Annotated in this window: 22 protein-coding genes; 16 read left to right on the top strand and 6 right to left on the bottom strand. The window is 59.5% G+C overall.

Translation table 11 applies throughout. From position 1 onward, the window contains the following. Positions 1–172: 172 nt before the first annotated feature. From FE782_RS17415 to FE782_RS17450, 8 genes are all read left to right on the top strand, one after another. Complete coding sequence (locus FE782_RS17415) at positions 173–2878, top strand: winged helix-turn-helix domain-containing protein (RefSeq protein ID WP_138195669.1); 2706 nt, start codon at positions 173–175, stop codon at positions 2876–2878. A 191-nt stretch (positions 2879–3069) separates the two neighbouring features. Continuing rightward, on the top strand, positions 3070–3318 hold the full coding sequence (locus tag FE782_RS17420; RefSeq protein WP_138195519.1) for a DUF8691 family protein: 249 nt from the start codon (positions 3070–3072) through the stop codon (positions 3316–3318). Further along, on the top strand, positions 3315–3956 hold the full coding sequence (locus FE782_RS17425) for a hypothetical protein (protein ID WP_138195520.1): 642 nt from the start codon (positions 3315–3317) through the stop codon (positions 3954–3956). The genes FE782_RS17420 and FE782_RS17425 overlap by 4 nt, the downstream gene beginning before the upstream one ends. A 229-nt stretch (positions 3957–4185) precedes the next feature. Beyond that, on the top strand, positions 4186–4620 hold the full coding sequence (locus tag FE782_RS17430; protein WP_138195521.1) for a MarR family winged helix-turn-helix transcriptional regulator: 435 nt from the start codon (positions 4186–4188) through the stop codon (positions 4618–4620). Between the two features lie 62 nt (positions 4621–4682). Continuing rightward, the gene (locus tag FE782_RS17435) at positions 4683–5081 is read left to right on the top strand and encodes a DoxX family protein (protein WP_138195522.1); all 399 of its coding nucleotides are present in this window, start codon (positions 4683–4685) and stop codon (positions 5079–5081) included. 20 nt (positions 5082–5101) lie between these two features. Then, a complete protein-coding gene (locus FE782_RS17440) occupies positions 5102–6058 on the top strand; it encodes a ring-cleaving dioxygenase (protein WP_138195523.1) in 957 nt (318 codons plus the stop codon). Continuing rightward, positions 6058–6666: an alpha/beta hydrolase gene (locus FE782_RS17445; protein ID WP_138195670.1), complete on the top strand. Its 609-nt coding sequence runs from the start codon at positions 6058–6060 to the stop codon at positions 6664–6666. Before FE782_RS17440 ends, FE782_RS17445 begins: the two co-directional genes overlap by 1 nt. Continuing rightward, on the top strand, positions 6663–7274 hold the full coding sequence (locus FE782_RS17450) for a flavin reductase family protein (protein ID WP_138195524.1): 612 nt from the start codon (positions 6663–6665) through the stop codon (positions 7272–7274). Before FE782_RS17445 ends, FE782_RS17450 begins: the two co-directional genes overlap by 4 nt. Before the next feature lie 36 nt (positions 7275–7310). On the opposite strand, the gene FE782_RS17455 is transcribed toward FE782_RS17450, so the two are convergent. Further along, positions 7311–8423, bottom strand: coding sequence for a Gfo/Idh/MocA family protein (locus FE782_RS17455; protein ID WP_138195525.1), 1113 nt, complete (start codon positions 8421–8423; stop codon positions 7311–7313). A gap of 74 nt (positions 8424–8497) precedes the next feature. Here FE782_RS17455 and FE782_RS17460 point away from each other — a divergent pair, with 74 nt between their 5' ends. The 4 genes from FE782_RS17460 to FE782_RS17475 all read left to right on the top strand — a co-directional run bounded on the left by FE782_RS17460 (position 8498) and on the right by FE782_RS17475 (position 13174). After that, on the top strand, positions 8498–9535 hold the full coding sequence (locus tag FE782_RS17460) for an AraC family transcriptional regulator (protein ID WP_238392539.1): 1038 nt from the start codon (positions 8498–8500) through the stop codon (positions 9533–9535). A 193-nt stretch (positions 9536–9728) separates the two neighbouring features. Further along, entirely contained in the window at positions 9729–10079 is a 351-nt protein-coding gene (locus FE782_RS17465) for a hypothetical protein (RefSeq protein ID WP_138195526.1), read from the top strand. Between the two features lie 125 nt (positions 10080–10204). Then, entirely contained in the window at positions 10205–11824 is a 1620-nt protein-coding gene (locus FE782_RS17470; RefSeq protein WP_138195527.1) for a hypothetical protein, read from the top strand. A gap of 144 nt (positions 11825–11968) precedes the next feature. Beyond that, the gene (locus FE782_RS17475; RefSeq protein ID WP_138195528.1) at positions 11969–13174 is read left to right on the top strand and encodes an MFS transporter; all 1206 of its coding nucleotides are present in this window, start codon (positions 11969–11971) and stop codon (positions 13172–13174) included. Between the two features lie 220 nt (positions 13175–13394). Here FE782_RS17475 and FE782_RS17480 read toward each other — a convergent pair whose 3' ends face one another. Continuing rightward, positions 13395–14147, bottom strand: a complete 753-nt coding sequence (locus tag FE782_RS17480) for a YheC/YheD family protein (protein ID WP_138195529.1) — start codon at positions 14145–14147, stop codon at positions 13395–13397. 178 nt (positions 14148–14325) lie between these two features. Here FE782_RS17480 and FE782_RS17485 point away from each other — a divergent pair, with 178 nt between their 5' ends. Next, positions 14326–14964 carry a glycosyltransferase gene (locus tag FE782_RS17485; RefSeq protein ID WP_138195672.1) on the top strand — a complete coding sequence of 213 codons (639 nt, stop codon included), beginning with the start codon at positions 14326–14328 and terminating at the stop codon, positions 14962–14964. A 176-nt stretch (positions 14965–15140) separates the two neighbouring features. Next, positions 15141–15443, top strand: a complete 303-nt coding sequence (locus tag FE782_RS17490; RefSeq protein ID WP_138195673.1) for a hypothetical protein — start codon at positions 15141–15143, stop codon at positions 15441–15443. Between the two features lie 103 nt (positions 15444–15546). On the opposite strand, the gene FE782_RS17495 is transcribed toward FE782_RS17490, so the two are convergent. Beyond that, complete coding sequence (locus FE782_RS17495; RefSeq protein WP_138195530.1) at positions 15547–15831, bottom strand: hypothetical protein; 285 nt, start codon at positions 15829–15831, stop codon at positions 15547–15549. Positions 15832–16124: 293 nt separating this feature from the next. Here FE782_RS17495 and FE782_RS17500 point away from each other — a divergent pair, with 293 nt between their 5' ends. Together FE782_RS17500 and FE782_RS17505 are read left to right on the top strand one after the other, a co-directional pair. Then, positions 16125–16847, top strand: a complete 723-nt coding sequence (locus FE782_RS17500; RefSeq protein WP_138195531.1) for an N-acetyltransferase — start codon at positions 16125–16127, stop codon at positions 16845–16847. Between the two features lie 5 nt (positions 16848–16852). Continuing rightward, the gene (locus FE782_RS17505) at positions 16853–17953 is read left to right on the top strand and encodes a DegT/DnrJ/EryC1/StrS family aminotransferase (RefSeq protein WP_138195532.1); all 1101 of its coding nucleotides are present in this window, start codon (positions 16853–16855) and stop codon (positions 17951–17953) included. A 36-nt stretch (positions 17954–17989) separates the two neighbouring features. On the opposite strand, the gene FE782_RS17510 is transcribed toward FE782_RS17505, so the two are convergent. Genes FE782_RS17510 through FE782_RS17520 form a run of 3 tightly spaced genes read right to left on the bottom strand, consistent with a single transcriptional unit; the run spans position 17990 to position 20995 of the window. Further along, positions 17990–19006 carry a glycosyltransferase family protein gene (locus FE782_RS17510; RefSeq protein ID WP_138195533.1) on the bottom strand — a complete coding sequence of 339 codons (1017 nt, stop codon included), beginning with the start codon at positions 19004–19006 and terminating at the stop codon, positions 17990–17992. A 28-nt stretch (positions 19007–19034) separates the two neighbouring features. After that, complete coding sequence (locus tag FE782_RS17515) at positions 19035–20048, bottom strand: glycosyltransferase family 4 protein (RefSeq protein WP_138195534.1); 1014 nt, start codon at positions 20046–20048, stop codon at positions 19035–19037. Then, positions 20045–20995 (bottom strand): NAD-dependent epimerase/dehydratase family protein, encoded by a 951-nt coding sequence (locus FE782_RS17520; protein ID WP_138195535.1) that lies wholly within the window; start codon positions 20993–20995, stop codon positions 20045–20047. The genes FE782_RS17515 and FE782_RS17520 overlap by 4 nt, the downstream gene beginning before the upstream one ends. Positions 20996–21052: the final 57 nt, after the last annotated feature.

The following is a 21052-nucleotide window of genomic DNA, read 5'->3' on the forward strand; positions in this document are numbered from 1 at the left end:
TCGCTCCGTTCGTAAGCAGGACCGTCCCAATCCAAGGGCGGTCCTTTTTTGCGCTGACGCGAATGAAGCGAGCGTGCTCGAAAGCGGCGAAATCAAGAGAGTGGTGCAAAGCCGGAATTGAGGCTATCATGAGGGGTATGAACTCATAGAATGGGCGCGTGAGCATCGAGTGATGAATATGCCGATCTTGGCCACCAAGTTGTATATCCCCTTGCCGCGGACGAACGTCGTTCTTCGCAAGCGGCTTCTCGATCGTCTGAATGAGGGACTGAACCGGAAGCTAACCCTGATCTCGGCTTCCGCCGGCTTCGGCAAGACGACGTTGGTCGGCGAATGGGCCGCCGGCTGCGATCGACCGGTCGCTTGGCTGTCGCTGGATGCAGGGGATAACGACGTTACGCGCTTCTTCTCGCATCTGGTCGCCGCGCTGCAGACGGTCGAGGAGCGGATGGGAGAAGGCGCGGCTCATGCGCTCCGTACCCCGCAGCCGCCTTCCTACGAATCGCTGATGACGATGCTGCTGAATGACATCGCAGCGTTCCCGCGCCGTCTCGCGCTCGTCCTTGACGACTATCATGCGACGGATGACCATCGGATCGATAATGCCCTCGCCTTCCTGCTGGAGCATCTTCCGCCGCAGCTGCACCTGGTGATCGCCACGCGCGAGGACCCGCGGCTGCCGCTGAGCCGACTGCGCGCCCGGGGCCAATTGAACGAGCTGCGCGCCGCCGACCTGCGCTTTACTTCCGAAGAAGCGGCCGCGTTCCTCGACGAGGGTATGGGATTGGCGCTCTCGGCAGGCGATATCGCCGCGTTGGAGACCCGCACCGAAGGCTGGATTACGGGGCTCCAGCTGGCGGCGCTCTCGATGCGGGGGCGCGAGGACGTCTCCGCGTTCATTCGGGCGTTCGCCGGAGACAATCGGTACATCGTGGACTATTTGGTCGAAGAGGTGCTGCAGCGTCAACCCGCCCCGATTCGGCGCTTCTTGCTCCAGACCTCTATCCTGGACCGGCTGCATGGGCCGCTGTGCGATGCCGTCACCGGCATGGAAGGAAGCGGCGCGCGGTTGGAAGCCTTGGAGCGAGGCAACTTCTTCGTCGTCCCGCTGGACGACAGGCGCCGCTGGTATCGCTATCATCATCTCTTCGCCGAGGTGCTCGCCGCGCATCTCGCCTCCGATCCGCCCGAGCGGATCGCAACGCTGCATCGGCGCGCCAGCGCGTGGCACGAACGGCACGGCTCGTCCGCCGACGCGATCCGCCATGCGCTGGCCGCCGAAGACTTCGGTCGGGCGGCGGACATGGTCGAGCGGGCATGGCCGGCCCTGCGCGCCGCTCGGCAGGAGGCTGCCGCTCTAGGGTGGCTGAAGGCGCTCCCCGACGAGTTGATTCGACGCAGACCGGTGCTCTGCGTCGAGTACGCCTGGGCCTTGTTGTCCTGCGGGGAGGCAGCGGCCGCGGAGGATCGGCTGTCGGACGCCGAGCGGTGGTTGGAGCCGGCGGAAGACGGACGCGAGCGACCGGAAGTCGTGGACGAAGCCGAATTCGCCCGTCTCCCGGCGGCGATCGCGTTGTACCGCGCCGCGCTCGCTCAGGGACTGGGGGATGTTCCCGCCGTCATCCGGTACGCTCGTCGGGTGCTCGAACTCGTGCCCGAGGACGACGATCTCCCGCGAGGGGCGGCGACCGCGCTTCTGGGACTCGCCTCTTGGACGAGCGGGGATCTCGAGACCGCGTACCGGATGTTCGAAGGCGGCTTGGAGCGCGTGCAGCGGGCCGGTAACGTCAGCGACGCCGTCGGAGGCGCGATCGCGCTGGCCGATATTCGGATCGCGCAAGGTCGACTCCGCGAGGCGCTGCGGATTTACGAACGCGGACTGCAGCTTGCGTCGGAGCAGGGCGGGCTCGAGCTGCGGGGAACGGCGGACCTCTACGTGGGGATGAGCGAGCTCTGCCGCGAACGGAACGATCTGCATGCCGCCGAACGACACTTGGCAAGCAGCGTGCAGTCGGGCGAGCGCGCCGGGTTTCCGCAAAATCGGTATCGCCGGAACGTCGCGATGGCCCGCATCCGAGAAGCCCAAGGGGATCCGGACGGCGCGCTCGACCTGCTTCAGGAGGCGGATCGCCTGTATGCGGGCGACTTCTTCCCGAATGCGCGTCCGGTCGCGGCTTTGAAGGCAAGGCTGCGGGCGGGGCAGGGCAGGGTGGACGAAGCTCTGGATTGGGCGCGGGAGCAGGGGTTGTCCGTCGAGGACGACCTTAGCTATCTGCGCGAATTCGAACACCTTACGCTGGTTAGGGTGCTGCTGGCCCGGTTCAAGAGCGACCGTTCGGGTTCGGACCCCGCTATGCTCGAGGCGGCCATAGGTCTTCTCGAGCGCCTGCTCCAAGCGGCGGAAGAAGGCGGGAGGACGGGGAGCGCGATCGAAATCCTCGTCGTGCAGGCGCTTGCCCGTCAGATGCAGGGCGACGTCCCCGCTGCGCTTGCGGCGCTTGCGCGTGCCTTGTCCCTGGCCGAGCCGGAGGGCTACGTTCGCGTCTTCGCGGACGAAGGCCGACCGATGGCCGCCCTGTTGGAAGCGGCCGCGAAGCAGGGGATCGCCCGGAGTTATGTGAGGCGTCTTCTGAGCGCCTTCGGTCAGGAGGAGGACCGAAGGCGGACCTCGCCGGGCGGCGCGAGCGAGCCGCTAAGCGAACGCGAGCGAGAAGTGCTAAGGCTGCTCCGGACCGAATGGAGCGGCCCGGACATCGCTCGCGAGCTCGGGGTGTCCCTGAATACGCTGCGGACTCACACCAAGCACATCTACGAAAAACTCGAGGTCAACAATCGTCGGGCTGCGGTCCGACGAGCGGAGGAGCTCGGTGATTTTTAGCGTCCCCGCCCCGCCCCGGCCCCGGCAGGTCTAGTCGACCGCCTGCCGGGGCTTTTTCTTTTTCCCGTACACAATCACCACATCTGGTGATGCCGGATCCCCACATGAGCATGTATTCTTAAGCCATGAAAGAACGCATGCGACGATGCCGAGAGACATCCGCGGACAATCGAGAAGGAGGCGCAGAAAAAGTGGAACGCGAGCCTGAACGTTACGAATTTCGCGTCAAGGGCCGCCTTGACGTCCGGTGGGCCGACCGGTTCGAGGGGCTGAGCTTCGCCTATGATGAACGCGACGGGACCACGCTCCTCTCCGGACCGGTCGTCGATCAGGCCGCTTTGCACGGCCTGCTGAGGGGCGTACGCGACCTCGGTCTGACGTTGATCTCGCTTCGCGCGGCCAACGAACGTAATCAAGAGAAGAAAGGGATGAATCGATGAAGATCGCAGCTTCGAACTTGATCCGTTGGGCAGGGTTTGCGGCGATGGCGGCGGGGATGCTATACATCGTCGTACAGCCGATCCATCCGCCGGAAACGCTAGCGTCCGTAACTACTGACGCATGGGCAATGGTCGCCTATATGACCCTTGCCATGGCTCTCTTCAGCCTGATCGGGATATTGGGGATCTACGCCAGACAAGCGAACGAGACCGGTTGGCTTGGCTTAGCGGGCTTCCTTGTATTTAGCCTCTTCTGGACCGCCACGACGGCCGTCACCTTCGCCGAAGCGTTCCTCTTGCCGCTGCTCGCGACCGACGCGCCGAAGTTCGTTGAAGGCTTCATGGGCATCTTCGGCGGGGCCGCCAGCGAGGTCCCCCTCGGAGCGCTCTCGGCGCTGGCGCCGGCAGCGGCGGGGCTGTATATCGTCGGAGGTCTGCTGCTCGGCATCGCTACGCTCCGCGCTAGGATTCTACCGCGCGGGGCGGCCGGGCTGTTTATTGTCGGGGCCGCGGCGCCCCTCGCTTCCGCGCTGCTCCCGCATCCGCTCGATCGCCTCTTGGCAGTGCCGATGGGAGCCGCTCTGGCGTGGTTAGGGTACGCGCTTTGGTCGGAACGGCGTTCGTCGAAGGACGCTTGACTTGGAGTTCACTCCAAGGAGTACACTACTGGGGAGGGAGACAATTCCGGACGATATTGGAAAAAGAAAACACGTTAGCGCGCCGCGAACGTAACAAAGGAAAAACCCCGGATCAAGGAATCGGGGTTTTTCGCTTTGGGGTATTGCATTTCATGAGGAGAGGGTATATAGTGTAAGTATCTTAAATTTAAGATAAACAAATTTGAAGTGAATATCCGGAGGCGAGGAGATGAGCGAACGGGACCTATCGTTGAAGTTGTTCGTCGTGCTAACCAAGGCGCATAAGGTCATAATGGACCGCGCGGTGAAGGATATGAAGCGGAACGGATTGTCCGCCGCCGAATTCAGCATTTTGGAGCTGTTGTATCATAAGGGCAAGATGCCCTTGCAGCGCGTCGGGGATACGATCCTCGTCAGCAGCGGCGGGGTCACGTACACGGTGGATAAGCTGGAGGAGAAAGGATATTTATGCCGGGTATCATGCCCGGAGGATCGCAGAATCACTTACGCGGAGCTCACCGAAGCCGGTAAAGCGCTATTGGATCGGATCTTTCCGAGCCATGCGAAGAAAATCGAAGCTCTTATGAGTGCGTTGACGACGGAGGAGAAGCAAATCGCGATCCTCTTGTTGAAGAAAGCGGGGCTCCATGCGAAGGAGCATTAATTTTCGTCATATGTCTTGATTTTGAGATAAATAAAACTAAAATAAATGGAGGGTGTTCATGTATGGAAGATTTGGGCTTGCTTATCATTCGTTTGGTCGTCGGGTTGGCGTTCGCGGCGCATGGCGCGCAGAAATTGTTCGGGTGGTTCGGAGGCTACGGTCCTAAGGGGACCGGCGGCTGGTTCGAATCGATCGGCATTCGGCCCGGCGTTCTCGCCGCCGTCATGGCGGGCGCGGTCGAATTGTTCGGCGGTCTATTTTTCGCCGCAGGACTCTTCACGGCGGCGGCAGCGATTCTGCTTGCGCTCACCATGGTCGTCGCGATCGTGAAGGTGCATGCAAAAAATGGTTTCTGGAACACTACGAACGGGTACGAATTCAACTTGATACTTGCAGCCGTCTTGATCGGCGTCGCCTTCATCGGCGCCGGCGGTTATGCGCTTGACGCTCTGTTATTCTAATCTATAGGAGGACGTCGACAATGACGAAATTACAACAAACCGCGGGCATTCATCACATTACCGCGTTCGTAAGCGACGCGCAGGCGAACGTCGACTTTTATGCAGGGGTGCTGGGCCTTCGCCTCGTGAAGAAGACGATCAACTTCGACGCGCCGGAGGTGTACCATCTGTATTTCGGCAACGAGGTCGGCAGCCCGGGAACGGCCATTACGTTCTTCCCGTTCCAAGCGGGAAGGAAGGGACGCGTCGGGGGCGGTCAGGTCGGGTATACGACGTTCGTCGTGCCCCAGGGAGCGCTGCCGTTCTGGGAAGCGCGCTTGGCGAAGTTCGCGATTCCGTTCGATCGGCAGGAACGGTTCGGCGAGACGTATCTTCGCTTCAAGGACCGGGACGGTCTTCAGCTGGAGATCGTCGCTCGCGAAGCCGGACCGCGGAGCCGGTGGTCGTTCGGCGGCGTCTCGACGGAGCACGCGATCAAAGGCTTCGGCGGCGCCGTGCTGTACAGCATGGCTCCCGAGAAGACGATGCATACGCTGCAGCATGTCATGGGTCTCGAGCGCGTCGGCGAGGATCAGGGGCTGGTTCGATTCCAAGCGCCCGGGGACCTTGGCAATCTGGTGGACGTGAACGCGGTCGTCATGGGCAGAGGTCATGGCGGCGCCGGCACGGTTCATCACATCGCATGGCGGGCCAAGGATTTGCCGGATCAGGAGCAATGGAGAAGCCACGTCGAAGGGCAAGGGTTCCACCCGACGCCGATCGTGGACCGTCAATATTTCACGGCGATTTATTTCCGCGAGGAAGGGGAAATCTTGTTCGAGATCGCGACGGACCCGCCGGGCTTCCAGCGAGACGAACCGCTCGAGACGCTGGGCGAGAAGCTGATGCTTCCGGATTGGTTCGAGCCGCATCGCGAGCAGATCGTGCAAGGCTTGGCGCCGTTCGAGGTTCGCGTGTTGAAGGAGGATAAGGAATGATGAAGCATCTCTTTCGACAAGGAAGCGACCCTTCCGCGCCGACGCTGCTGCTGCTGCACGGCACGGGCGGCACCGAACAGGATTTGCTGCCCCTCGCCGGCGAAATCGACGCTTCCGCTTCCGTATTGAGCGTACGGGGCAATGTGTCGGAGAACGGCATGCCGAGGTTCTTCCGAAGACTGGCCGAGGGCGTGTTCGACGAAGCGGATCTTCTCGCCAGAACGCAGGAGCTGCACGAGTTCGTCGACGCGGCCGCGAACGATTACGGGTTCGACCGGAACAACGTGGTCGCGATCGGGTACTCCAACGGCGCGAACATCGCCGGCAGCTTGCTGTTCCATATCGCGGGTTCCCTAAGAGGGGCGATCTTGCACCATCCGATGGTGCCTCGGCGAGGCGTGGCGCTGCCGGACTTATCGGGGACGCCGATCTTCATCGGAGCGGGACGGAACGACCCGATCTGCACGCCGCAGGAGACGGAGGAGCTGACGGCCCTGTTGGAAGAGGCCGGAGCCGCGGTCGCCGTCCATTGGGAATATGCAGGACATCGGCTGACCGGGACGGAAGCGAAGGCGGCGGGCGAGTGGTACCGGAGCGCGTTCGCATGATCTCTATCGATCCGGCGCAGCGAACGGCCCGCGACAATTATAAGCTGCTGATCGGCAGCATTGTTCCCCGGCCGATCGCGTTCGTCACGACGGTATCCGATAGGGGCGTGTTGAACGCCGCGCCGTTCAGTTACTTTTCGATCGTGTCGAGCGTGCCCCCTATGATCTCTATATCCGTTCAGCGCAAATCGGGCATCATGAAGGATACGGCACGGAATGCGATCGGCGCCGGAGCGTTCGTCGTTCACATCGTGGACGAGACGAACGTCGAAGCGGTCAACCGGACGGCCGCCGGCCTCCCTCCGGACGAGAGCGAAGTGACGTATGCCGCCTTGACGCCCGTCGCCAGCGAGGCGATCGCCGTCCCCGGCGTCCGAGAAGCGAAGATTCGGATGGAGTGCGTCTTGGAGAAGGCGCTGGAGCTTGGGGGAACCGATGCGGAGCCGGCATGCGATCTGTTGATCGGGCGCGTCGTCCGGTTTCACCTCGCGGAAGAGGTGTACCAAGGCGGGTATATTCTCGCGGACCGGCTGCAGCCGGTCAGTCGGTTGGCGGGCAACGATTATGCCGCGCTCGGCAAGACGTTTACGTTGGAACGTCCGCAATAATACTAGGGCCCCGTCGATTCGACGAGGCCCTGTTTTTCAATCGATCGTCTGGAACGTCTGCGTCTCCGCGGACTGCCTTGCCAGCAAGCACATCCGGGCGCTGATCAGCCCGTCCTCCAACGTGCTTAACGACGCCGCGCCGTTCCGGATAATGTCCAAGAAGTTGGACGCCAGCCTCTCGTCGCCGCCGAAATGGCCTTCGCCTTGCTCGAATTCATAGCGGTCGACGCGGGCCTTATGATGGTGGAACACCTGAATCAGGCCGGTCGTGAAATCGAACTCGACCGTCCCCTTATACCCCAGAAATCTTGCGCCGCGGGAGGCCGCCTGCCGTCGCGCGAAGAAGTTCTGGGTGTAGGAGGCGTGCATCCCGTCTTCGTAACGGATGAGGGCGCTGCCGGAATCCTCGTTGCCGGTGTCCTCGGCGAAGGCGCAGTAGGGCCACTTCTCCTCTTCGGCCGTGCCGACCGTGCTTTCGGCGCATGTGCGATTTTCCTCGCAATCGACGCACTTCAGCCCCGCCGGCTTGTTCCCCTTGAATACTTGCTTCGAGGTCATGGCCGTCACGGCTACCGCTTTGCGGCCCGCCACATAGTTCAGATAGTCGAAGTCATGCGTCGCTTTCTGAAGGAATAATCCTCCTGTCTCCGCCTCGTCCCGATACCAGCTGTGGAAATATACGCCGCCGTACGGTACGTTGTTGACCGCCTGGATATGCTCTACGGTGCCGATCGTGCCCGAGTCGACGATGTCCTTCACCTGCTGCACGATCGTCGTCAGCCGCAGCGGGTGAGACACGACGACCGGCGTAGCGTACGCGAGGGACGCCTCCTTCAGGCGCCGCCAATCCTCCATGGTGGTCGATACCGGCTTCTCCAAGTAAAGCGGAATGCCGGTCGGGAGCGCTTCGAGCGCATATCGCGTGTGCAAGGAGCACCGCGTTCCGATCATGAGACCGTCCGGTTCGATCCGCCGGACCAACTCGTCCACGGTCGGGAACGTCGGGGGGGCGTCGGAGCCGTCCGGCACTCCGTTCGCCGCATATCTGGGATCCACGATGCCTGCGATGACGACATCCGGGTTCAACTTCCGCATCACGCGAATTACGTCCTTGATTCGATTGCCGTAGCCGATGACGCCGATCCTCATTCGTAACATCCTCCATGTCGATGTGGATAGTTCTTGCGTTGCCTCCATTATAAAAAATCGGGGCTCGCCGGGTCTTGTCGAATCAGCCGTTTTTCTTGCAAAATCGGCTCGTCGACGGATGCGGGACAATCGAATACAATAAAATCGACGAGCGCATTCGGGTAAGGATGAACGGTCTGAAGGAGGCCCGATGTCCGGTGGACGGGATCGACAAGCCATATTATAGGCAGTATCTAGAGGGCAGGGTGCGATTGGAACGCACGATCGTCATCGACGAGCTGGTGACGTTGTTTTATTTCGAGTTCGCGAAAAATTATCGCTTCGCAGGGGAATCCCACGACTTCTGGGAGATGGTATACGTCGATCACGGCGAGGTGACGGTGACCGCGGACGACGCGCAGTGCCGGTTGACGCCCGGAACGATCATCTTTCATAAGCCGGGAGAATTTCACAGCTTCTACGCGAGCGGGGGGACGGCTCCGAACATCGTCGTCGTGTCCTTCTGCAGCGATTCCCCCGCCATGGCCGCCTTCGAGCGAGCGGTGTTCCGACTCGACGACAAGGAGCGGGACTTGCTCTCGGGGATCGTTCGGGAGGGGAAGGCCGGCTTCCGCTTCCCGTTCACGTATCCGTTAATCCGCAGGGAGGACGCCCCGTTCGGTTGCGAGCAGCGTCTCCTGCACTATCTGGAGTCGTTCCTGCTGCGCCTGCTGTGCAGCAATACGAGAGGGGCCGCGCAAACCTCGCCGCGTTCGCTGCCCAGGGACAAGGAATACCGCTCCTTGGTACAGGCGGTCATCGGGTTCATGGAGCGGCGCATCGACGAGCCGCTGACCCTCGGAGAAATCAGCCAAGCGATGCATGTGACGAAGGCGCGGCTGAAGGAAGTGTTCAAGGAGCAGACCGGGCAATCGGTCATGCGATATTTCAGCTTGATGAAGATGGAGCGGGCGAAAAAGATCATTCGCGAGGAGGCGTGCAGCTTCTCGGAGGTCGCGGAACGGCTCGGCTTCGCGACGCCGCAATACTTCTCCAACGCCTTCAAGAAGCTGACGGGCGCGAGTCCGTCGGAGTACGCCAGAAGCGTGAAGGCCCGGTCGGAGGACTTTTAGCATGTGGACAAAGTCTGATGTGGATATGTTCATAAGAGCGGAAAAGTCTACCGGGGCGGAAAGTTCTTGTTAGTCACACCCTGTTGTTAACATTGTGGATAAGTTCCGTACGTCCACTTATTTCCAACATAGCTCGCTCGACGGGAGGGGAACCTATGGGTGTCTGATAAGACTAATCCATAGGGGGATCTCCATGAACCGTAAGGTACTGGCATTGGTCGGCGTCGCTTGTTTGTCCGGCTCGTTGTTGACGGCATGCGGCCAAGTCGACGACGACGGGACCGCTAGAGTCAACAATGTGAACGGCTATCAGCAGAACCGTAACGGCGGCTTCATGAATCGCGACGGGATCTTGAATAACGGCGCGGATCGCGGCATGCTCGACAACCCGTTCGACGGGAACGGCAACCGGAATTACGGAGTCGATGGCGGTCGGGACGTCGGCGCGAACGGCGCAGGCGTATCGGGGTCCAGCGACGATTTCGGATCGGGCGGCATGGGCATCGGGAACAACCGAGGCATGGGGATCGGCAACAACCGGTAAGAGAACCCTTAGGATCAGCGAAGACAACCCGTCGGAAACCTTTCCGGCGGGTTCTTTCTTATGCCCTCCTCTCCTTGGTTGAATGATATAATGGTAGAATCATACAACGAAGAGGAGCTGCCGGCATGAATCGAACGCAACATGAACACCCCGTCCTAGCGTTCGCGCGCGAGGAATGGGCGAGACTGTCCGCTTCGCAGCCGCGATCCGAAGGGGCGGAGCTTATACTCTGCACGTGGTCCGACCTGGAGGCGCAGGATTCGGAACGACTCTCTCCGGACATCAAGGAGAAAATGAGGGCGTCGACGCGTTCCGACGACTATATCATTGCGGAAGCGGCGGATCGACTTGTCCTCGCCGGGAAGTACGAACGGGCGACGTTGTTCGCCTTATACCAATATGCAAGAGAAGCGTGGGGGCTGCGGCGCGCCTATCCGGGGACCGACGTCTCCTTCGACGAGGAGGAGACGATCCGCGGCGCCGCGACCGGGAACTTCGAGCGCTTCTATTCTCCTCGCTTCGAACGCAGGGGCTTCGTCGTGGAAAACTACAAGGACCCGGCCTATTTAAAGCTCCTGATCGATTGGCTGGCCAAGAACGGGCAGAACGAAATTTTCTTCACGTTCATGCTCTGGGACGCGGTTCGGGACGAGGTCGCTCCGGAGATTGCGAAGCGGGGCCTTCGCGTCACGCTCGGCGGCCACAGCATGAAGTTTTTCACCGACCGTTCGGAGAGCTTCCGCGCGATCCAAGGCGATCATCCGTACACGGCCAAGAAGCAGTTCGATTATAAGGACGAGAGCTGGTTTCCTGCGTTATTCGACCAGATCGCGGCGTATTGCAAGGACGTGCCGAATTTGACGACGCTCTCGCTGTGGCCGGAGGATGTGGCGGACCGCAGCGGAGCGGGCTTCCTGTCCTCGTATATCCGGTTCGCGGAGCGATTGAAGGCGCATCTTCGGGCGGCCGGGATCGAGGCGGACGTCGAACACATCGCTTACAACGCGGGCCTGTCTTGGGATATGCTCGAGCTGGGCGACGCTCCGCCTTCCGACAGCGCGGACGTGCTCTTCGCGTATTGGGGTCGGGATTACCGATTCGGGTATGAGGCGTCTCCGCACGAGAACGAGCATCGGGCGAGGAAGGCGTTAGAGGAATGGACGGCGGCGGTGCGCGGCCAAGGGCGAAGGACGACGATCTTCGAATATTACAGCGACCACTTCATGTTGTCCTCTTTGTTCCCCGCGCTGCCGAGACGCATCGCGGAGGACGTCGAATATTACGCGAAGCTTGGCGTCGACGGGATGGTCGACCTGATCGTGCCTTATAAGGGGCCGCTTGATTATCCGTGGACATGGGCGCACGGCTTCAATAGCTTCGTCTTCGCCAGAGCGCTGTGGGGCGAGTCGCTGGAGGACATTCTGAACGAATATTACGCCGGCTACCCGGTCGCGGAACGCCGAAGCGTCCGAGCGACGTTCGAGAGAATCGAGGAGACGGTCGCGGAGGCGACGCGGTGGAACGTGCCCCTGTTTCCCGCGAGGGCGGTCGATGTCGAGCGAGCGGTCGCCGACGCGGAGCAAGCCGATGCCGTCATCGCGATGCTGCGGCGCATCCAAGCGGTGCTCGGGACGAGCGCGCCGAATGGGGCACCCGTCGGCAGCTACGAGAAATACGTCCGATGCCTGATCGAGCAGGCTTCGGCGTTGGAGACGTTGTGGCGGGAGAAGCGGGAGCGGCTCTAGCCGCTTCATGCGTTGTTTGTTATTATAGTTGTATTGAATTTAGGAGGTGCTCCAGGTGACTCATTCGATGCGGTTGAGATAAGGCTAGACGCGCGGCGAATCGGCCCAATCGAATACGAATGAGAATCAAAGGAGAACCGACCCATGCAATCGCAATGGAAGAAATCGTTCGCGTTCATCTTCGGCGGACAAATCTTTTCGATACTAACGTCGTTTATGGTTCAATTTTCGATCATCTGGCATCTGACGGAGACGACGGGCTCGGCCGCGGTGCTGATGATCGCCGGTCTGGCGGGATTTCTGCCGCAGGCGGTGCTAGGCCCGTTCATCGGCGTCTGGCTCGACCGCTGGAACCGCAAGCTGACGATGATCGTCGCCGACTCCGTCATCGCCCTCTCGAGTTTGTTGCTGGGCGCGTATTACTTATGGGGGGAGCCGAGCCTGTGGGTCGTGTATGCGATCCTGCTGATCCGTTCGACGGCTTCGTCCTTCCATGCGCCGGCCTTCCAAGCGGCGATCCCGCTCATCGCGCCGGGGGAACAGTTAACGCGCGTAGCGGGCTGGCATCAGCTGGTGTTCTCTTCCTCCAGCGTGCTCGGGCCGGCGCTCGGCATCGCGGTGTATTCCGCGACGTCGCTCGGAACCGTGCTGCTCTTGGACGTGGCCGGCGCCTTGATCGCGAATCTGATGCTGCTGTTCGTCCGCATCGAGCAGCCGAAGCCGGAGGCTGTTCAGACGCCTTCGTTCCGGAAGGAATTCAAGCTCGGCTGGGCGTCGTTCGTCGCGGCGAAGCCGATCGTCTTCCTCTCGATCGCCATGGCGGTGTTCAGCGTCGTGTTTATGCCCCTCGCCATGCTGTTTCCGCTCATGACGCTGTCGCACTTCGGCCGCGGGGGATACAGCGCGAGCGTCATCGAAGCCGTCTTCGGCATCGGCATGATCTTGGGCGGCGCGCTGCTGTCCGCCTTCGCCTCGAAGTGGAAAGACACGACGTATATGAGCATCAGCCTGATCGTCATCGGGCTCACCTGCGTCGGGAGCGGAGCGGTCGGGAACGAGGCGTTCATCGCCTTCGCGGTCCTGTCGTTCTTCATGGGCGCGGCGGCGCCGCTCTTCAACGGGCCGTACATGGCGATGATCCAGAAGTCGTTCGAGCCCGAGAAGCTGGGCCGCGTGCTCTCGATCGTCACGAGCATCGGTCTGCTGTCTTCGCCGATCGGGCTGGCGCTGGCCGGACCGGTCGTCGACCGCTTCGGCGTACAGACCTGGTTTTTCTGGTCGGGCATCGTCGTCGTGCTGATCGGCGTCTTGATCTACGCCAAGTTTTATCGCAGCGGAGAACAGGCATAAACGAGAAGAAGGGCTGTCCCAAAAGCGGGTAAAATCCACTAACGGGTAGCCATCCCAATATGAAAAACTTGAAAACGGTCGGTCAGGAGTGGTCTATTCCTGATCGACCGTTTTCGCTTTTTGGCTTATTGCTGTTCCTTAAGGAGGTTATGGGCGAGTGAAGCTGGAAATGTACAAAGAAATCGCTCCTTTGGCTGTTTGGGACAGCCCCTTCTTCATCTCATTTTCGATAATTCACGATGTTTCGGTACGCCTTCTTGCTCAGCTTCCGGAACAACGTGAGGTCGGGCGTGAAGTTCGCTTCGATCAGCCACACCTTCCCGTGACGGTCGATGCCGATATCCATGCCGACGGTGTGGATATACCGGTAGAATCGGCTGAGCGTCCTGGCGCTGACCAAAGAAATGCGGTCGACCTCCTTCAGAATGCGGCTTCGCCGCGGAGCGGTGTTGCCCTTCAGGTTCGAGCGGCGCAGAGCGGCGCTTGTCTTCAGGACCTTGCCATGGCTTCTCCGTATGTTCGTAATGATGTAGCCTTTGCCCGCGACTTTGGCCAAGCTGCCCGTCACCTTCCAACGAGAGGAGGACGTCCTCTTTCGCTGCACCATCACGCGCAGGTCGAAGGGGCAGCCTCTTACCTGGGCCAATCGGATGTACCGTTGCACGATCATCTCCTTGCCTCTCGACTTCCTGCGAATGTACCGATTCGCCGCCGCGCGGCTCCAATACGACTTCTTCTTTCGCTTATACCGAATTTCGATTCGGCCGGAGGACGAGCGGCGCACGCGCATCACGCCTTTGCCGCCCGAGCCGTGGACCGGCTTCACGATGACCCGGCCGTACCTCGCCAATAAGCTCTTGAGATTCGCCTTGCTGTACGGCTTCGACTTGGGGATATGCGAACGCAAGGAGCTTACGCTTCTTACGATGCGATACTTGTTCCACTTGCTCTTGCTTCTTCCGCGCTTAGCCATATTCCGCCTCCTGATCCCCTCGGACCCGAGGGAAGACTTGATGGCAGTATATGGACCCGAGGAGATGAAGTATGGACGACTGCCTTCGCGATGCGAAATAGGCGGGTAGGGGAATGAGAAATATGGAAACCCGCATACTAAAGACAACTCGACTCACGACATGGAGGCGTTGTTCTTGATGAATACCCGGTTCATCCGGTTCGCCGTGATCGGCCTCTCGCTTCTCGCGTTGGCGATGCCCGCCGCCGCGCAAGCGGCAGGGAACGAGCGGATCCATGCGGATTCGCGAACGGTCCAGCTGAAGTTCGGCCTCAGGAAGCTGTGGGTCGACCATGCGGTTTGGACGAGAAGCTACATGGTGAGCGCCGTCGCGGGATTGGACGATCAAGAAGAGGTGTTGGAGCGACTTTCGCAACATCAGCAGCATCTCGGGAACGCGATGATTCCTTATTACGGAGAGGAAGCCGGCCAACGGCTGGCGGAACTGCTGACGGAGCATATTCGAATCGCCGGGAACGTTGTGGCGGCCGCGAAACACGGCAATAAGCCCGAGATGGAGAAATGCAATCAAGCGTGGGTTCGGAACGCCGACGACATCGCTTCCTTCCTCAGCGGAGCGAACCCGCATTGGTCGAAGAAGGAGCTGCAACAGCTGCTCTACCGGCATCTGAATCTGTTAACGGACGCGCTTCAAGCGAGGTTGAGCCGGAATTGGCGGGCCGACATCGCCGCTTTCGACTTGGGCGAAGCGAATATCATCGTATGGGCCGACGTCCTCGCGGACGGCATCGTCAAGCAATTCCCGCAGAAATTTTAGATAACGCCATCCACCGGGGCCCCGATCCTTGGGAGAAGGGGACCTCCTCGAAAGGAGCGGAGGAGGCGGAATTGTACATCTTCGGTCAAATGGCGTACGATATAAGGTATGGTTCATGCGTACAAGGGCATTCCTAATAGGTAGAGGAGCGTGGTTCGTTGAGAAGAAACAAACCGTTGTCGATGGAAGATCTGCTGAAGGAGCTGAAGGGAGAAAACGCGCCGCAGGAGGATCCGAATTTCGTCTCGTTGGAGCAGCTGTTCAACGAGAAGTTTCTGCGCGGTCATTCGAGCTTCGCAAGCTTCGAAGAGTTCCTTACAAAGGGCAACTTCCAGGCTAGAACGCACGAGGAAATCAAGAACATCGAAGGCGAGCTCTTCGACCGCTATATCGCCCGGGAGACGGATTTCCGCGACTGGAAACAGATGCTGGAGGCGGCGAAGAAGGAGCACGAAGCGTCTAAGGGGAAAACATCATAAGGAATCGTTCGAGGGCGCCGTCAAGGCGCCCTCTTGCATTCTTCGGTAGAAAAGGAACCACTGCGATTCGCGCAGTGGTTCCTTTTCGCGTACGATTCAGTCTTTACGTGACAGGTTCGAACGGAAGGTTCTCGAAGGCTTCCGCTAAAGCTGCGCGTTCCTTATCTTTGAACTTCTTGTTGACGAGGATGTATTGAACATAGTCGTCCCCCGCCACGATTTCTTGGATTTCGAAGCCCCCTTGGGCGAGAGCGCCCAGTACGTCCGCTCCTCCGAAGCCGATCGGGGAAAACGAAGGGTCTTGGAAGCTTGCATCGTACCCGATCACCGTCTGATTCGGCGACGTCGGGTCTACCGTGACCAACGCGTATGCCGGTTGTTTAGCCATATTCCCACTCCTCTGCTTTCAAAAAAATTTGAGATTAGCGCGATATCTCTCGTTAGACGGCTTAGCCGGTGCTCACCCCCTTCCGAGTTACGCTTGATGCTACGTTATGAAAATTAATTCATATGGTGCTAGGTAGAATGCATAATTGTCAATAAATTCCGCAAATGGAATCTATTTGACAATGGGTGAATCGTACAGGACAGGAACCGATGCGGATTCGCATTCGATTCATATAGTAGTAAGCAGGAAATCGAGTTTCCTTAATCTATGAAAAGGGAGCGTGAGGCGAGCAAATGGTCGACGAGAACTTCCGGATCCCTATATCGGCAAGAATCGGCCGGCATGTCGTCATCGAAGAGGGCGTGATTCTCGGCGAGAACGTCCGCATCGGACATCATTCCGTCGTGTTGGCCGGAACCGTGATCGGCCATGACGTCACGGTCGGCTGCAACGCGGTGCTTGGATGCCAACCGTATAACAATGCTAGAGTTACGCATAAGGTTTCAAAGCAAGAAGGGTTAGTGATCGGCAACGGCTGCCGGATCGGCAACGGCGCCGTCGTCTACGCCGGCACGGAACTAGGGGAAGGGGCGATGGTCGGAGACTTGGCGAGCATTCGCGAAGGAACGCGCATCGGCAGTTCTACCGTCGTGGGGAGAAGCGCGACCGTCGAATGCCGTACGCGCATCGGCAGCCGCTGCCTGATCCAAACGGGGGCCTACATTACCGCCGATATGATCATCGAAGACGACGTCTTTATCGGGCCGGAGGTGTCCACATCCAACGATAAATATATGGGGAGACAGCCCTATAAACTAGCGGGTCCTCACATTAAGGAACGGGCCAGCATCGGGAATAACGCGACGCTGCTGCCGGGGATCGCGATCGGCCGAGGGGCGGTCGTCGGCGCCGGTTCCGTCGTGACGCAAGACGTGCCCGACGGGGTCACGGTCGTCGGCGTACCCGCGAAGCCGCTGTCCGCGAATCGGAGCGGGACGTCGAAGGGGGGGCAATGATGAACATGAACATTCCTTTAATCGATTTGCGCGCGCAATACGTTTCGTTACGGCAAGAAATTCGGAGCGCGATCCACAACGTCTTGGAGAGCGGGATCTATGTTTCCGGCCCGGAGGTGCAGCTCTTCGAACAGGAGACGGCCGAGTTCGCGAACGCCAAAACCTCGGTCTCCGTCGCGAACGGCACCGACGCGCTCATTCTCGCATTGGAGGCGTGCGGCGTCGGCCCCGGCGACGAAGTCATCACGTCTCCTTATACCTTCTTCGCGACGGCGGAGGCTATCGCTAGAGTCGGCGCGCTTCCGGTGTTCGCGGATATCGATCCCGATACCTATAATTTGTCTCCGGAGCAGGCGGAAGCCAAGATCACCTCCAGAACGAAGGCGATCATCCCCGTGCACATCTTCGGTCAACCGGCCGACATGGACGCGTTCCTCGCGATCGCCCGGCGGCACCGGCTGTACGTCATCGAGGATGCCTGCCAAGCGTTGGGCGCCGAATATCATGGGAAGCCGGTCGGCGGGATCGGACATGTCGGCTGCGTCTCGTTCTTCCCGACGAAAAACTTAGGCGGGTACGGCGACGGCGGGATCGTCCTGACGAACGACGAAGACATCGCCCGGAACGTGCGCGTGCTGGCGAACCATGGGAGCACCCGGAGGTATTTCCACGAGACGGTCGGTTATAACAGCCGGCTTGACGAGCTGCAAGCGGCGATCCTGCGCGTGAAGCTGTCGAAGCTTCGGGAATGGAACCGGCTGCGGCGGGAGAAGGCGGATTATTATTCCGAGCGGCTGCGGGAGATGGGGATTAAGGTCCCTTACGTCACGCCCTCGGCGAGCCACGTGTTCCATATCTATACGATAGAAGTTTCGAAACGGGAGGAGCTGTCGGCTTATTTGAACGGGGGCGGCGTGGCTACGGGGCATTATTATCCTTGTCCGCTGCATCTGCAGGAAGCCTTCGCGAGTCTCGGATATAAGCGAGGCGACTTGCCCGTCGCCGAAGCGGCTTCCGAGCGCACCCTGGCGCTGCCCATGTACCCGGAATTGACGGCCGAACAGCAGCAGTATATCGTATCGCGCATTCGAAAATTCATGGACTAAACAAGACCGCAGCTCGAGGCTTGAGCTGCGGTCCTTTTATGTTCCCGATATCGCATGATACACATTCAATAGGCGCGAAGCCGCGTTTTCTAGAGAATGATGACGTTCCACATAGCGGCGGCCGTCCCTTCCGAGCTGATTCCACCGTTCCGGCTGCGTCAGCAGTCGTTTCAAAACGTCGTAGATCGTCTCCGGATTCGCATTCACGATCGGAAGGCCGGGCGGATACGCGTCGAGCAGGTCTTCGCGAATATAACAGATCGCCGGCTTCCCCATCGCCATCGCCTCCATGCTCAGATTGGCGTAGGAGCCGATCAGCAGCTGATCGACGACGACGGCGCATTCCCGATACAGCCGCATCGCCTGCTCATGGGGAAGCTTCTCGATCAGACGGAAGCGGAACGGCACGCCTTCCTTCCGCAACCGTTCTACCGCGGATAAGAGATGCGCCGTACCCTTGACCTCCCGGTTCGAAGGGGCGTGAACGACCAGCGGTTCCGGTTGAGGGGGCGGATAGAAAGGCTGGATCCGTCCCGTCTCGATCGCGCGAGGAACGATATGGACATGTTTGTAATACCCTTCGACATAAGGCAGCAGCTCGCGGTCCGGAACGACGGCATGCTCGATCGAAGAGGAGAGAACTCGAAGGTTGCGGCGGATGAGCGGTTCCGGCCATATTTTCTTTACGCGAACGTAAGGATTGTTAAAGCTTCTGGCGACCGAACCGATGCGTACGTCGGAGCCGCGGTGCTCCGCGACCATGGTTTTCCCCATCCGGGCAAGGATCTTGAGATCGCTCTTATCGGGGAGGAACGTCTCCCCGAAGTGGAAGTGGAATACGTCGTACCGATCGACGGCTTCCTTGAAGAACGCCTTGCGAATCTCGACGCTTTCGGACGGAGGATACCGATCCAGGTTCAAACGGATATCCGCCAGATAGTCGTAATACCCGGCGGAGTGAAAACTGCAAGAGGTCGCGTCCACGCCTTGGGCGCGAAGCGCGCGGGCCGCTATGCTAATCCCGATTCCATACGGCAGGTGAAGCACTCTCACCGGACATCCTCCCTTCCTTCCCGGCGCCTTACAATCGACGATATATATCGATAAGCATGCCGGAGACCTGTTCCAGGCTATGATGCCGCTCCACGTAACGCCTTCCGCGCATCCCAAGCTCCGCCCAACGCTCGGGACGGCGAAGAAGATCTCTCAGCGCTGCGTATATCGTATCCGGATCGGCGCTCACGATCGGGAGATCCGGAGGGAACGTATCGCGGAGATCTTCGCGGATATAACAAATGACGGGCTTTCCCATCGCCATCGCTTCGATGCTTAAATTCGCGTACGATCCGATCCGAAGCTGATCGATGACGATCGAGGCTTGCCTATACAACCGTTGGGCTTCGAGATGAGGCATCCGTTCGATCAGCTTGAAATCGAATTTGTAGCCTTCCCTCCGCAAGCGGGTTACGGTGGACAAGATGTCGTCCGTGCCCTTAATCTCCCGATGGGACGGAGCATGCACGACGAGCGGCGGAGAGTCGGGCGACGGATAATCGGGAATGTACCGTCCGGTATCGATGGCGTAGGGGACGATATGAACCTTCTTATAATAAGGCGCGACGTAGGGCAGCAATTCGCGATCCGGAACGATGGCATGCTCGATATAAGCGGAGAGCCGTCTCAGATTCGCGCGAATCTTCATCTCGGGCCACGTCGGCTTGACTCGGACATGCGGATTGCCGAAGCTTCTCGCGACGGACAGCATGCGCGCCTCCGAGCCGCGATGGTGGACGATCATCTTCTTGCCGCGGTCCCTAATGATTTTCAAGTCGCGCTTGTCGGGGAAGAACGTCTCCCCGAAATGAAAGTGGAAGAGGTCGTATGTCTCCAACGCTTCCCGAAAGAACGCTTCGCGTACCTGCTTTCCGGCTCTGTACGAATATTCGTCCACATGCATGCGAATGTCCGCCATGTAAGCATAGCGGTGGGATCGCAGACTGCAGGAGACGGCATCGACGCCCCGGGCCCGCAGCGCCTGGCTTAATACGCCGATGCCGATTCCATAGGGAAGGTGCAATACCCTCCACGAACTCATGCCTTCGGCCGCCGCGCGATCGTTTCGGCTACGCCGCGTTCGAAGTCCCAATCGAACGACATGCCGATTCCTTTGATTTTCGCGTTGTCGATATCGAAATGTTTAATATCGCCGGGCTTCCAGTCGGCATACGCGATCGGAAGATCTTCTCTTCGCAATTGGCGCAGGACGAGCTCCGCCAGCTCTTGGATCGTAATTTTCAAGCCCGATGCGCAGTTGTATATTTCCCCGTCGGACTGCGGATGGCTCGCCGCAAGCAAATTCGCTTTGACCACGTCCCTTACGTACGTGAACGATCTGACCTGACTGCCGTCGCCGTATACGATGGGGGATTGGTTGTTCAGCACCCTTCGAATGAAGATCGAGACGACGCCGCCGAAGTCGTTATCTTCCTGCCTCGGGCCGTATACGTGGAAGTAGCGGAGAATCGATATGTTCATGCCGTATAGGCGCCGAAACACTTGGCAGTACTTCTCGGCGGCTAGCTTACTGGTCCCGTAGAACGACACCGGCTCGGTCGGATGTTTTTCGTCCTCGGGGACGTATACGGGCTCCCCATACACCGACCCGGTCGAAGCATGGACGATCTTCTTCACCCCATGCAAGCGCGAAGCCTCCAGCACGTTGAACGTCCCCTCCGCGTTCGTCTTTAAATCCAATCGGGGATTCTTCATGCACACGGTGTTCTTGGATACGGCTTCGTGGAATACGACCTCGACGCCTTGAAACCAATCGACGATCCCTTCGAAATCCGTTACGTCGGCTTTCGCGACCGTGAGAAGCGGATGGTCCTTCACGCCGCGGAGATTCTCCCATTTCCCTCCCGAGAAATTGTCGAGACAGACGACCTTTACATTCATCTCCAACAGTTGTTCCACCAGATGGCTGCCGATGAACCCGGCTCCTCCGGTAACGAGCGCCGTCTTATAGGGGAAACGTTCGATCAACTGTAAACACTCCTTTGCCCCTGATCTGATTTTTACTATTGGTATTCAACGAGGAAG

The organism is Paenibacillus antri (assembly GCF_005765165.1).
GTDB classification, from domain to species: Bacteria; Bacillota; Bacilli; order Paenibacillales; family YIM-B00363; genus Paenibacillus_AE; species Paenibacillus_AE antri.